At 64.9% G+C, this 13,058-nt stretch carries 13 protein-coding genes; 9 read left to right on the plus strand and 4 right to left on the minus strand.

Going from position 1 to position 13,058, the window contains the following annotated elements; genetic code table 11:
* Positions 1 to 69: 69 nt before the first annotated feature.
* The gene (locus tag ACR0EF_RS12195) at positions 70 to 798 is read left to right on the plus strand and encodes a metallophosphoesterase (RefSeq protein WP_170372939.1); all 729 of its coding nucleotides are present in this window, start codon (positions 70 to 72) and stop codon (positions 796 to 798) included.
* Here ACR0EF_RS12195 and ACR0EF_RS12200 read toward each other — a convergent pair whose 3' ends face one another.
* The 3 genes from ACR0EF_RS12200 to ACR0EF_RS12210 form a co-directional block, all read right to left on the minus strand.
* Positions 799 to 2,316: a malonate--CoA ligase gene (locus tag ACR0EF_RS12200; RefSeq protein ID WP_170370171.1), complete on the minus strand. Its 1,518-nt coding sequence runs from the start codon at positions 2,314 to 2,316 to the stop codon at positions 799 to 801.
* A 77-nt stretch (positions 2,317 to 2,393) separates the two neighbouring features.
* Entirely contained in the window at positions 2,394 to 3,098 is a 705-nt protein-coding gene (locus ACR0EF_RS12205; protein ID WP_170370168.1) for a GntR family transcriptional regulator, read from the minus strand.
* Positions 3,099 to 3,126: 28 nt separating this feature from the next.
* On the minus strand, positions 3,127 to 4,488 hold the full coding sequence (locus tag ACR0EF_RS12210) for a formimidoylglutamate deiminase (protein ID WP_170370166.1): 1,362 nt from the start codon (positions 4,486 to 4,488) through the stop codon (positions 3,127 to 3,129).
* An 81-nt stretch (positions 4,489 to 4,569) separates the two neighbouring features.
* On the opposite strand from ACR0EF_RS12210, the gene hutI reads away from it, so the two are divergent.
* The 8 genes from hutI to ACR0EF_RS12250 all read left to right on the plus strand — a co-directional run bounded on the left by hutI (position 4,570) and on the right by ACR0EF_RS12250 (position 11,900).
* On the plus strand, positions 4,570 to 5,778 hold the full coding sequence (gene hutI, locus ACR0EF_RS12215; RefSeq protein WP_170372940.1) for an imidazolonepropionase: 1,209 nt from the start codon (positions 4,570 to 4,572) through the stop codon (positions 5,776 to 5,778).
* Complete coding sequence (hutH, locus tag ACR0EF_RS12220; RefSeq protein WP_170372941.1) at positions 5,775 to 7,313, plus strand: histidine ammonia-lyase; 1,539 nt, start codon at positions 5,775 to 5,777, stop codon at positions 7,311 to 7,313. Before hutI ends, hutH begins: the two co-directional genes overlap by 4 nt.
* Positions 7,310 to 8,125, plus strand: a complete 816-nt coding sequence (gene hutG, locus ACR0EF_RS12225) for an N-formylglutamate deformylase (RefSeq protein ID WP_170342124.1) — start codon at positions 7,310 to 7,312, stop codon at positions 8,123 to 8,125. Before hutH ends, hutG begins: the two co-directional genes overlap by 4 nt.
* A complete protein-coding gene (gene hutU / locus ACR0EF_RS12230; protein WP_170342126.1) occupies positions 8,122 to 9,804 on the plus strand; it encodes a urocanate hydratase in 1,683 nt (560 codons plus the stop codon). Before hutG ends, hutU begins: the two co-directional genes overlap by 4 nt.
* Before the next feature lie 72 nt (positions 9,805 to 9,876).
* Positions 9,877 to 10,755, plus strand: a complete 879-nt coding sequence (gene serB, locus ACR0EF_RS12235) for a phosphoserine phosphatase SerB (RefSeq protein WP_170372942.1) — start codon at positions 9,877 to 9,879, stop codon at positions 10,753 to 10,755.
* Positions 10,756 to 10,805: 50 nt separating this feature from the next.
* Positions 10,806 to 11,135, plus strand: coding sequence for an ArsR/SmtB family transcription factor (locus ACR0EF_RS12240; RefSeq protein ID WP_170372943.1), 330 nt, complete (start codon positions 10,806 to 10,808; stop codon positions 11,133 to 11,135).
* Positions 11,123 to 11,560: an SRPBCC family protein gene (locus ACR0EF_RS12245; RefSeq protein WP_170341210.1), complete on the plus strand. Its 438-nt coding sequence runs from the start codon at positions 11,123 to 11,125 to the stop codon at positions 11,558 to 11,560. Before ACR0EF_RS12240 ends, ACR0EF_RS12245 begins: the two co-directional genes overlap by 13 nt.
* Before the next feature lie 19 nt (positions 11,561 to 11,579).
* Positions 11,580 to 11,900: a YciI family protein gene (locus ACR0EF_RS12250; RefSeq protein ID WP_170364196.1), complete on the plus strand. Its 321-nt coding sequence runs from the start codon at positions 11,580 to 11,582 to the stop codon at positions 11,898 to 11,900.
* A 3-nt stretch (positions 11,901 to 11,903) separates the two neighbouring features.
* Here ACR0EF_RS12250 and ACR0EF_RS12255 read toward each other — a convergent pair whose 3' ends face one another.
* Complete coding sequence (locus tag ACR0EF_RS12255; protein WP_170372944.1) at positions 11,904 to 12,902, minus strand: asparaginase; 999 nt, start codon at positions 12,900 to 12,902, stop codon at positions 11,904 to 11,906.
* Positions 12,903 to 13,058 lie beyond the last annotated feature (156 nt).

Genomic DNA, 13,058 nt, shown 5'->3' on the forward strand with positions numbered 1-13,058 from the left:
CCGCCCGGTGCAGGCGTTGTCGTTGCAAAGGCCTGCAAATCCAACCCCGCCCGGAACGGAGACATGGACATGACCGCGCCCATCTACGCCATCGGAGATCTGCACGGCCAGACGGCCGAGTTCGACCGCGCCCTGTCGCTGATCGAGCGGGATGGCGGGCGCGATGCGCGGATCGTGTTTCTGGGCGACTACGTCGATCGCGGCCCCGACAGCAAGGGCCTGCTGGACCGGCTGATTGCCGGGCGCGACGCCGGGCGGAACTGGGTCACGCTGCTGGGCAACCATGACCGCATGTTCGCGTGGTTCCTGCAGGATGAGCCGCGCCATGATCCGCATCTTCTGGTCGGGTACCACTGGCTGCACGAGCGGCTGGGCGGCACCGAAACCCTGCGCAGCTATGGCGTCGAGTTCGAAGACCGCACCCGGCTGCAGGATGTGCATCGCGCGGCCGTTGCGGCAGTGCCGGTCGCGCACAGGGCTTTTCTGCGCGACCTGGTGCGGATGCATCAGACCCCCGAGCTTGCCTTTGTCCATGCCGGCATCCGGCCGGGCGTGCCGCTGGGCGCGCAGGCCGAGGACGATCTGGTCTGGATCCGTCAGAGCTTTCACGCCTGCGAAACCCCGCACCCCAAGCTGATCGTGCACGGCCACACGGTCGTGGACCGCCCCACCCACTACGGGAACCGCATCAACTTGGACAGCGGCGCGGGCTATGGCCGCCAAACCGGGGTTGCCGTGTTCGAGGGGCGCGGCTGCTGGCTGCTGACCGAAGCCGGACGCGTGCCGCTGCGCCTCTGATCAGCCGCCCGCGAACATGTTCTTGTAGGTCTCGCGCAGAACGTTTTTCTGCACCTTGCCCATCGTATTGCGCGGCAGTTCGTCCAGCAGGATCAAACTGCGGGGATGTTTGAAACGGGCAAGGCTTTGGCTCACCGCCTCCTTGATCGCGTCCAGATCCGGTGCCGCGCCGGCCTCGGGCACCAGGATGCCCAGCACTGTCTCCCCGAAATCCGGGTGCGGCACGCCGATCACCGCGCTTTCCAGCACGCCGGGCTGGTCATCCAGAACCAGCTCGATTTCCTTGGGATAGATGTTGTAGCCGCCCGAAATGATCAGGTCTTTGCCGCGCCCGACGATATGCACATAGCCGTCCGCGTCGATGCGGCCCAGATCTCCAGTGATGAAGAACCCGTCCTCGCGCAGTTCGGCGGCGGTTTTCTCGGGCATCTGCCAATAACCCTTGAACACATTCGGCCCGCGCACCTCGATCATGCCGATCTCGCCCTGCGGCAACGGATCGCCCGTTTCGGGGTCGGTGATCTTTAACTCGACCCCCGGCAGCGGAAAGCCCACGGTTCCGGCCCGACGCTCGCCGTCATAGGGGTTCGAGGTGTTCATGTTGGTCTCGGTCATGCCATAGCGTTCCAGGATGCGGTGGCCTGTGCGTTGCTCGAACCGCGTGTGGGTTTCGGCCAGCAGCGGCGCCGAGCCGGAAATGAACAGCCGCATGTGCCGGGTCAGATCTCCGGTGAACCGGTCGTCGTCCAGGAGGCGAGTATAGAAGGTCGGCACCCCCATCATCGAGGTGGCCTTGGGCATCAGGCGCAGGATGTCGTCCAGATCGAAGCCCGGTAGAAAAATCATCGATCCACCGGCCGACAGCATGACATTGGTGGCCACGAACAGGCCATGGGTGTGAAAGATCGGCAGCGCGTGCAGCAACACGTCATCCGCGGTGAAGCGCCACTCCTGCACCAGCGTTTCGGCGTTCGACAGCAGATTCGCCTGCGTCAGCATGGCACCCTTGGACCGCCCGGTGGTGCCCGAAGTGTAAAGGAAAGCTGCGAGGTCATCCTCGGTCCTTTGCGCGGGTTCGAAGGCTGGCAACATCCCAAGCGCGCGCCGCATCAGGCTGCCAGAACCGTCCGCGTTCAGGGTTTCGAGCATCGCATTCTGCGCTTGGGCAATCGGCTCGATATCGGCTTGTGATTTGGCATCCGCGACAACCATCCGAGCACCGCTGTTTTCGATGAAATACCGCAGCTCGTCTGTCGTGTAGGCGGTGTTCAGCGGCAGAAAGATCAGCCCGGCCTGAACGCAGGCTGCGTAAAGCGCCAGCGCCTCGGGCGATTTCGCGACCTGCACCGCAACGCGGTCATCCGGTTCCAGCCCGCAGGCCGTCAAAGCGTTGGCGATCCGGGCCGCCATGTCCAGGAATTCGGCATGTGAGAGAACGCGTCCGTCCGGCAGATGCAGGAACGGCGTTGTCTTGCCCGCGTGAATGCCGAAAAGTCGATCGTATAGCGGGTTGCTCATCCCGTTCTCCGTGTTGCCGTTGCTCGGTCAAGGCGAACCTGTACCGGAATCGGGCCGCGGTAAAGGCCCGGACTGCCTCAGAACCGGGTGGTCATCCGGTAGCCGGCCGCGAAATACATCTTGGCGAAGGTAACCGGGCTGCCTTGCAACCAGGTGATACGTTCCGCGGTAAAGACCGGCTCGCCAACCGTTACGTCCAGAAATCCGGCCAGTTCGGCGTCGGCGCGGCTTGCCAGAAAAGACAGCTCGACATTGGTGAAGGGGACCGTCTGAATCAGCCATTCATTGGGTCCCAGCGTCGAGAAATCAGCCTGTTCGACAGCCGGGACGCTGGCCGTAACGATCCAGCGATCTTCGAACTGAAACGGGGTGTTGTTCGAAAAATGCATGCACCGCACATGCATCACCCGCCGATCCGAACCCAGCGCCAGCCGCGCGGCCAGCCATTCGGGCGCCTGTTCAGCTTGGGCCGAGACAAGTGCATAGCGGTAGGTGCCGCCCAGAGCCTCGACCTCTTCCCTGACCAGCGGGATGGTGAACCGGGCCTGTCTCTGCGGCGCGCTCAGCACCCGGGTACCGGCCTTGCGGCGACGTTCCAGAAATCCTTCCTCGGCCAGTTCGCGCAGCGCCCGATTGACCGTTGTACGCGTGCAGGAAAACTCGACCGCAAGGTCCTGCTCGTTGGGCAGCAACATGTCCGGCAGCCACTGGCCCGAGCGGATGCGGTCAAGCACAGTCTGCTTGATTTCCTTGTAGCCGGTCGTGTCAGCGGTCTGGGTCATCTTGATCTCAACTCAGTTCTTTGTCGGGTCAGACGTCGGTCAAAAGGTCTGCAATCGCGGCTTTGTAGTCTCTGATTATCGTCTCGCGCGCAATATGCCTGCCATCCCGCACCATATGACGGCCCGCCGACCACAGATCCGTTACCAGACCATCGGGTGCGGCAAAGCACAAGCCGTCCAGAAGTTGATGATCCGCCAGCGCGCAAAGCGTTGGATGCGATCGGTCGAGCGCTACCAGGTCGGCCAGTTTGCCGACCGCGATCTCTCCGGCATTGCGGCCCAGAGCCTGCGCCCCGCCTTGTGCCGCGCCGGTGTACAACGCATGCCCCACGGAACCGTTGGCTGCCGCCAGAACCGCGCGGGATCGGTCGCGAAGGCGCTGGGAATATTCCAGACTGCGCAACTCCTCTGGCAGAGAAATCCGCACGTTGGAGTCTGACCCGACACCGAACCGTCCTCCAGCGTCAAGGTAGGGCACTCCGTTGAAGATCCCGTCGCCCAGGTTGGCTTCTGTGATCGGACACAGGCCGGCCACGGCCTCCGAACGCGCCAGAGCGCGTGTTTCGGCGTCGTTCATCTGGGTGGCATGGATCAGACACCAGCGTGAGTCGATCTGGGCATTGTCCAGAAGCCAGGCGACCGGGCGTTGGCCCAAAGCGGATTGCACGTCCTCGACCTCTTTCACCTGTTCGGCGATATGGATGTGAACCGGACCCTCCGGAACCTGCGCCAGCAGCAGGGCCAAGTCCTTGGGTGAGGTGGCGCGCAACGAGTGCGGCGCGATGCCGACCACCGTGTCCGCGGCAAGATCTGCGGCAGCCGACCGGCACTCGTGATACAGGTCCATGAACCGGTCCACGTCATTGCCGAACCGCAGCTGGCCGCCAGAAAGGCGCTCTTGGCGGACGCCGCCGTAGGAATAGAGAACCGGCAAATGGGTCAGACCGATTCCCGTCCGCAAAGCTGCTGCGAAGATACGCTGGCTCAGCTCGGAAAGCTGGTCGTAGGGCGCTCCGCCGGGCTGGTGATGCACATAGTGGAATTCCCCGACTGCGGCATATCCGGCCTCCTGCATCTCAAGGAACACCAGCGCGGCGATGGCCTCCATCTGCTCGGGCGTCAACCTGTCCAGAAAGCGGTACATCAGATTTCGCCAGGACCAGAAGCTTTCCCGCCCGGCTGCGCGAAACTCGGTCATACCGGCCATGGCGCGCTGAAACGCGTGGCTGTGCAGGTTCGACAAGGCTGGCAGCAGGACATCAACGCAGGTGTCGGCCGACTGCGGACGCGCGCCGGTCTCCAATCCCGTGATGACGCCATTCTCAGTTTCGACCCTCAGGTTCGAAACCCAGTCAGAGCCTAACAAGGCGGTTTTGGCGTGGATCTGCATCGGCGTTTCTTTTTGTGTAGACTTTAATTTTTTACACGTATACGAAAAATTGAAACCCGAGGGGAGTCCAAAAGAATCGCGATGACCAGAAATTCGGTGATTTGTTGTCGGCGGATCGCAACCATGGCGGATGGGGTTGCGTCCTATGGCTTGGTCGCAGACGCCGCGATTGCTGTTTCGTCGGGCCGGATCCAATGGGTCGGGCCGCGCCGAGATCTGCCGTCGGATCACGCCGACTGGCCGATCGTCGATTTTGCAGATCGGTTGATCACTCCGGGCCTGATCGATCCGCACACGCATGCGATTTTCGGGGGCAACCGGGCGGTTGAGTTCGAAATGCGGCTGAACGGCGCAACCTACGAGGAGATTGCGCGCGCCGGAGGGGGCATTCTGTCGACGGTCACCGCCACACGCGCCGCCAGTATGCAGGACCTGATCCAAGAGGCACTGCCTCGCATAGACGCGCTGTTGGCCGAGGGTGTGACCTGCATTGAAATCAAGTCCGGCTATGGACTGGATCAGGACACCGAGCTGCGCATGTTGCGCGCGGCTCGGGAAGTTGCAAAGCAGCGCCCGGTGCGGGTCCGGACCAGCTTTCTGGGCGCTCATGCAGTGCCGCCCGAATTTACGGGGCGCGCGGACGCCTATATCGACACGGTCTGCATCCCGACCCTGCGCGCAGCCCATGCCGAGGGGCTGGTCGACGCGGTCGACGGGTTCTGCGAGGGCATCGCCTTTGACACCGTGCAGATCGCCCGGGTGTTCGACGCCGCGCGTGATTTGGGGCTGCCGGTCAAGCTGCATGCCGAGCAATTGTCGAACCTCGGCGGGACCCGGCTAGCGGCCTCCTACGGCGCCCTGTCAGCCGATCACGTCGAATATGTGGACGCCGCCGGAGTGGCGGCGATGGCCGAGGCCGGAACGACTGCCGTTCTGCTGCCCGGGGCATTCTACACGTTGCGGGAAACGCAGGCCCCGCCGATCGACCTGTTCCGCAAGGCCGGGGTGCCGATGGCCCTGGCCACCGATTGCAACCCGGGGTCCTCGCCGCTGGCGTCGCTGATGCTGACGATGAACATGGGTTGCACCCTGTTTCGAATGACCCCGGCCGAGGCACTAGCCGGGGTCACCCGCAATGCCGCCCGCGCGCTTGGGCTGAGTGATGCCGGCACGATAGCGCCGGGGCAGCGGGCGGATCTGGCCGTGTGGGACGTCTCTCACCCGGCCGAGCTGGCCTATCGGATCGGGTTCAACCCGCTGCACGCGCGCATTTTCGGAGGGGAGGCATGAGCGCTTTGACCTTGGTTCCGGGGCTGGTCTCGCTGGCCCAACTGGCGGAGATCTACTGGAACGAAACGCCGGTGGTTCTGGATCAGGGCTGTCGCCCGGCTTTCGAGGCCGCCGCCGCCCGCATCGCCGAGGCCGCCGCCGGTGACCAGCCCGTCTATGGCGTGAATACCGGTTTCGGCAAGCTGGCCAGCCTCAAGATTGCGGCCAAGGACACCTCGGCGCTGCAGCGCAACCTGATCCTCAGCCATTGCTGCGGGGTCGGCCCGGCGGTGCCGCGGCGGTTGGCGCGCCTGATGATGGCGCTCAAGCTGTTGTCCTTCGGGCGCGGCGCATCTGGGGTGCGGTGGGTGCTGGTGGACCTGCTGCAGCAGATGCTGGCCCGTGGCGTGACACCGGTGATCCCGGCGCAGGGCTCGGTGGGGGCCTCGGGTGATCTGGCGCCGCTGGCCCACATGACGGCGGTGATCATCGGCGAAGGCGAAGCCGAGCTGAACGGTACGGTCATGCCAGGCGCACAAGCCTTGAAAAAGGCCGGATTAGAGCCTGTTCAGCTGGGGCCGAAAGAGGGGCTGGCCTTCATCAACGGCACCCAGTTTTCGACGGCCTACGCCTTGGCGGGCCTGTTCGAGGGCTGGCGCGCGGCGCAGAACGCGCTCGTCGTTTCGGCCGTATCGACCGATGCCATCATGGGCTCCACCGCGCCGCTGCAACCCGAGATCCATGCCCTGCGCGGTCATCGCGGCCAGATCGAGGCCGCCAGCGCCATGCGGGCCGTGTTGCAGGGGTCGGAAATACGCGAAAGCCATCGCGAGGGCGACAGCCGCGTGCAGGATCCGTATTGCATTCGCTGCCAGCCGCAGGTCACCGGTGCCGCGATGGACGTGATCCGGCAGGCTGCCGCCACCCTGCAGACCGAGGCCAACGCGGCCACTGACAACCCGCTGGTGCTGTCCGATCCCGACATGATCGTTTCGGGCGGCAATTTTCACGCCGAACCGGTGGGATTTGCCGCCGACATGATCGCGCTGGCCCTGTCCGAGATCGGGGCCATCGCGCAACGCCGGATCGCGCTGATGGTGGATCCGACGCTCAGCTTCGATCTGCCGCCATTCCTGACCCCCGATCCGGGTCTGAATTCCGGCTTCATGATCGCCGAGGTCACGACCGCCGCGCTGATGAGCGAGAACAAGCATCTGGCCAACCCCTGCGTCACCGACAGCACGCCCACCTCGGCCAACCAGGAAGATCATGTCTCGATGGCCGCCCACGGGGCGCGGCGTCTGACGCGCATGGTGGAAAACCTGAACCACATTCTAGGGATCGAACTGCTCTGCGCCGCCCAAGGCGTCGAGTTCCGCGCCCCGCTGGTCACCAGCGCGCCCTTGCAGCGGGTGATTGCGCGGCTGCGCGCCGATATCCCGCCTTTGGCGGAGGACCGGTACCTGGCCCCCGACTTGGAGCAGGCCAAGGATCTTGTGGCCAGCGGCGCAATCCTGGGGGCGCTCGGCGTACCGCTGCCGGAGGTGACGGCATGACCGTGGTCGAGGTGCAGCGGGGGCAGGGCCCGATCGTGCTGGGCCAACCGCATGGGGGAACCGTCGTGCCCGAGGAGACCCATGCGCGCCTGAACCAGATCGGCCGGGCGTTGGCCGACACGGATTGGCACATAAACAGGCTCTATGAGGGGCTTTTTGGCGATGCGACGGTGGTCCAGTCCTGCGTGCACCGCTATGTGATCGACGCCAATCGTGACCCCGCAGGTCAGTCGCTCTATCCGGGACAGAACACGACGACTCTGGTGCCGCTGACCGATTTCGACGGGCACCCCATATGGCTGGAAGGGCAGGAGCCGTCGAAGGATGAAATCAAGGAGAGGCGCGAGAAGTTCCACGCCCCCTATCACGCCGCGTTGCAGGAAGAATTGGAGCGGGTGCGGGCCAGGCATGGCGTGGCGATCCTGTTCGACTGCCACTCGATCCGGTCGCGGATCCCCTTCCTGTTCGACGGAGAGTTGCCGGTCTTCAACACGGGCACCAATGACGGAACCACCTGCGCACCCGAGGTCGCGCAGGCGGTGGACGCCGTGGCCCGGGCGTCGGGCTGTACCGCAGTGCAGAACGGCCGGTTCAAGGGCGGCTGGACCACCCGGCACTATGGCCGCCCGGACAAGGGCATACATGCGATCCAGATGGAGATCGCCCAACGCGCTTACATGGACGAGACCCCGCCCTGGACATGGCGCGCGGACCGGGCCGAACGCCTGCGCCCGCACCTGCAAGAGATGCTTGACCGCCTGCGTGCTTTGGCCCTGTCGGGCGCGCTGGCCGAAAAAGGAGCCCCGAAATGAGTGACCCGCGCAAGAACACCCGTGACGTCTTTCCGCCGACCGGGCCGGACCTGAATGCCAAAAGCTGGCTGACCGAGGCCCCGTTGCGGATGCTGATGAACAACCTGCACCCCGATGTGGCCGAAAACCCGCACGAATTGGTGGTCTATGGCGGCATCGGCCGTGCGGCGCGGACCTGGAAAGATTTCGACACTATTGTTGCGAGTTTGAAGGATCTCGAGGCCGACGAGACCCTGATCGTGCAGTCCGGCAAGCCGGTGGCGATCATCCGCACGCACAAGGACGCGCCGCGGGTGCTGATCGCCAATTCCAACCTCGTGCCGCATTGGGCGACCTGGGACCATTTCAACGAATTGGATCGGAAGGGCCTGATGATGTACGGCCAGATGACGGCCGGGTCGTGGATCTATATCGGCACGCAGGGCATCGTTCAGGGCACCTATGAAACCTTCGCCGAGGCCGGGCGCCAACACTATGGCGGCGACCTGACCGGCCGATGGATCTTGACCGGGGGGCTGGGCGGCATGGGCGGAGCACAGCCTCTGGCGGCAGTCTTCGCCGGGGCCTGCTGTCTGGCGGTGGAATGCAACCCCGACAGCATCGATTTTCGCCTGCGCACCAAATACCTGGATGAAAAGGCCGAAACGCTGGACGAGGCGTTGGCCATGATCGACCGCTGGACCAAGGCGGGCGAGGCGAAGTCCGTGGGTCTGCTGGGCAATGCGGCCGAGATCTTTCCCGAGATCTACCGCCGCATGGCCGCCGGCGGGATGCGCCCCGACATCGTGACGGACCAGACCAGCGCCCATGACCCGATCAACGGGTATCTGCCGCTGGGCTGGACCCTCGCCCAGTGGCGCGAAAAGCGGGAAACAGACCCTAAAGCGGTGGAAAAGGCCGCGCGCGCCTCGATGAAGCAGCATGTCGCGGCGATGGTCGATTTCTGGAACGCGGGCGTGCCGACGCTGGACTATGGCAACAACATCCGTCAGGTCGCGCAGGACGAGGGGCTTGAGAACGCCTTTGCCTTTCCCGGCTTCGTCCCGGCCTATATCCGCCCGCTGTTCTGCCGTGGCATCGGCCCGTTCCGCTGGTGCGCGCTGTCGGGCGACCCCGAAGATATCTACAAGACCGATGCCAAGATGAAGGAGCTGTTCCCCGAGAACGAGCATCTGCACCGCTGGCTGGACATGGCCCGTGACCGGATCGCGTTTCAGGGTCTGCCCGCGCGGATCTGCTGGATCGGGCTGGGCGACCGGCACCGCGCCGGGCTGGCCTTCAACGAGATGGTCGCGAACGGAGAACTGAGCGCACCGGTCGTCATCGGACGGGATCATCTGGACAGCGGTTCGGTCGCCAGCCCCAACCGCGAGACCGAGGCGATGCTGGACGGGTCCGACGCCGTGTCGGACTGGCCGCTGCTGAACGCGCTGATCAACACCGCCAGCGGCGCGACCTGGGTGTCGCTGCATCACGGCGGCGGAGTCGGCATGGGCTTCAGCCAGCACGCGGGCGTGGTGATCTGCGCTGACGGCACCGAGGACGCCGCGCGGCGGCTGGAGCGGGTGTTGTGGAACGACCCGGCCTCGGGCGTGTGGCGCCATGCGGATGCGGGGTATGACATCGCAAAGGACTGCGCCCGCGAACACGGCCTGTGCCTGCCGGGCATTCTGGGGTAGCGGCGCGGAATTGGCCTCTGGCGGAAATGCTGCGCCTGCGATATGCGCAGGGCAGGCTGCCGGAGGATCAAGATGTACGTTGCCACCCTGTTGACCAACCCCAAGACGCCTTCGCTGGACGGGGCGCTGATCGACGCGTTGCGCAATGCCTGGGGCGGGGGCGACATACAGTGGCTGAGCCCCGACGAGGCGGCCGAATTTGCCCTGGCGGCGGTTCCGGCCAACCGCTGGGATGTCTGGGCCGAACTGCAGAAACTGGGCGTCGATCTGGTGGTGCAGCCCGCCAAGGGCCGCCGCAAGAAGATGCTGCTGGCCGACATGGACAGCACGATGATCCAGCAGGAATGCATCGACGAACTGGCGGACGAGGCCGGGGTGGGCGAGCGGGTCAAGGACATCACCGCCCGCGCCATGAATGGCGAACTGGATTTCGAAGGCGCGCTGACCGAGCGGGTGGGCCTTCTGAAGGGGCTGGACGTGTCGGTGATCGACCGGGTGCTGAACCAGCGGATCACCCTGATGCCGGGCGGCCGCGAACTGGTTGCGACGATGCGGGCCAATGGTGGCTATGCCGCGCTGGTCTCGGGCGGGTTCACCGCGTTCACGGCCCGCGTGGCCGAGCTGCTGGGCTTTAACGAGAACCGCGCCAACACGCTGTTGGCGGCCGACGGCAAACTGACCGGTGACGTGCAGCGCCCGATCCTGGGCCGTCAGGCCAAGGTTGAGGCCCTGGAACAGATCTCGGCCCGGCTGGGTATTTCCGAGGCCGAAGTGATCGCCGTGGGCGACGGGGCGAATGATCTGGGCATGTTGGAGCGTGCCGGGACGGGCGTGGCCCTGCACGCCAAACCCTCGGTCGCCGCGCAATGCGATGTTCGCGTCAACCATGGCGACCTGACCGCGCTGCTGTACCTGCAGGGATATGCCCGATCGGATTTTGCGCAGGGCTGATCCGAAGGTTTCGGGTTTCCATTGTTTAACATTCATGTTAATCAATGGTTATGAACACGCTGCTTGATGCCTTTTCGGCCCTGTCCGACCCGACCCGATTTACGATCGTTGAACAACTGATGGACCAGGGCGAGCTGCCCGCAGGCGACCTTGCCCAGGGCAAGGGCATGTCCGGCGCGGCCATTTCCCGGCACCTGAAGGTGCTGCGGCAGGCCGGGCTGGTGAACCAGCGCGTGAACGGCACCCAGCGCATCTATTCGATCCGCCCCGAGGGGCTGCGGGCGATTGCCGAATGGACCATCTCGAAACGACAGTTCTGGGAGGCCAGCCTGGACCGCCTGGGCGACATTCTGCAGGAGGACTCCTCATGGCCGACCTGAAGTTGGTGCGCGACTTTCCGGTCAGCGCCGAAACCCTGTTCGCCTGGATCAGCGACGGAACCAGATTGTTGCAGTGGTGGGGGCCCGAAGGGGTCGAGGTGCCGGAGCACGATCTGGATTTCTCGCGCCTAGGTCCGTGGTATTCGGTCATGGTCAATCGCGAGGGGCAGCGTTTCAAGGTGTCCGGGCATGTGACCCATGTGGACCCACCGAACTCGGTCGGGTTCACCTGGGGCTGGCATGACGACCAGGACCAGCGCGGCGCCGAGAGCCATGTGAAGCTGGCGGTCGAGCCGACCGACACCGGAGCGCGCCTGATCCTGGATCACCGCGATCTGGGCGATGACGACGTCTCGGCCAATCATGAAAGCGGCTGGACTTCGTCGCTGCGCAAGCTGGAAGCCCGGCTTGCCAACCCCGTCTGACCAAAAGGGAGACCAGAAAATGCCTCAGTACCTGTTTGTCTATCACGGCGGCACCACGCCGACCGACCCGGCCGAGATCGAAGCCACCATGGCCGCCTGGGGCGCGTGGTTCCAGAACATGGGGCCGGCGCTGGAAATCCCCGGCAACCCGGTGGGTCAGTCCCATACCGTCAGCGCCGATGGCGTGGCCGACAATGGCGGGCCGAACCCGGCCTCGGGCTTTACCGTCGTCAAGGCCGACAGCATCGAAGCCGCCACCGAGATGGCCAAGGGCTGCCCCATGGTGGTCAACGGCTCGGGCTCGGTCGAGGTGGCCGAGATCCACGAGATCGAGATGTGACCCTCAGCCGGGGAAACCCGGTGCGGGGCGGATCACGCCGCATTCCAGCCCGCGGCGGCTGTATTGCGTGGCGTTCATGAATTTGCGCTTGGCCGGGTGATCGGCCTCGAGCACGCCGAGGCTGACGAGAATGGCGGCGATGGCACACTCGCTGGCGCGGGTGGCGCCATCGGTGATCTTCAGCGCCACGCCCATCTTCTTTTCCGGGATGATCGCGACGAACACGGCCTCGGCCCCGGTCTTGATCGCGGCACGGCCGTTCATCGCCCGCATCATTTCGGTGCAGGCGCGGGTTTCGCCGGCCACCAGCTCGGGGTGGGCGACCATCGCCCGGGTCAATTGCAACGCTGCGTCGCTGGCCCGGTCCGACCGGTCGCCGGCCGAGGCAAACCACGCCATCGATCGCGCCAGCCCCACCAGTGAAGTAGCGAAATTGGGCGCCGAGCAGCCGTCAATCCCGTAGCACGGGCTGTCCTCGCCCGTTGTCTCTTCGAAGGCCGACAGGCAGGCCTGCTGCACGGGGTGGTCGATCTCGATATACTCGGGGCCTGCGCCCATGTGCTGGGCCAGGGTCAGGAACCCGCAATGCTTGCCCGAACAGTTGTTGTGGATCTGGCAGGGCGTGTCATCGGCCAGGATCAGGCCGTCGCGCGCGGCCATGTCGGCCGGCTCCTGCGGGCCGCAGCGCAGATCGGGCTCGGACAGGCCCAGGTGATCCAGCCAGGCGGTCACGCGCTCGGTGTGGATCGCCGCGCCGTTGTGCGAGGCGCAGGCCAGCGCCAGATGCTCGGAGCCCAGCCCGTATTTGGCCGCCGCGCCCGAGGTGATCAGCGGCAGCGCTTGGATCATCTTGGCCGACGACCGCGGATAGATCACCGCGTTCGGATCGCCCCAGCTGCGCACGATCTGACCGCTGTCGTCGCAGATCACCGCATGGCCCAGATGAAGGCTCTCCAACAGCGGTCCGCGCCACAGTTCGGTCATCGGTACTGGCTGCGTCATGTCGTCCCTCCGGAATGTGCGCAAAATTCTGCCAATCGCCCTTTCGCCTGTGGCGAAACCTGCGTTAGTGTGTGTATGTCGGCAATCATCCGGATGCGCAACTGCAACAGACGGACCGTCAGGGTTCGCGGCCTTCCGGGATGGAGTTGAGGTGTG

This window comes from Ruegeria sp. CG8 (assembly GCF_056537165.1).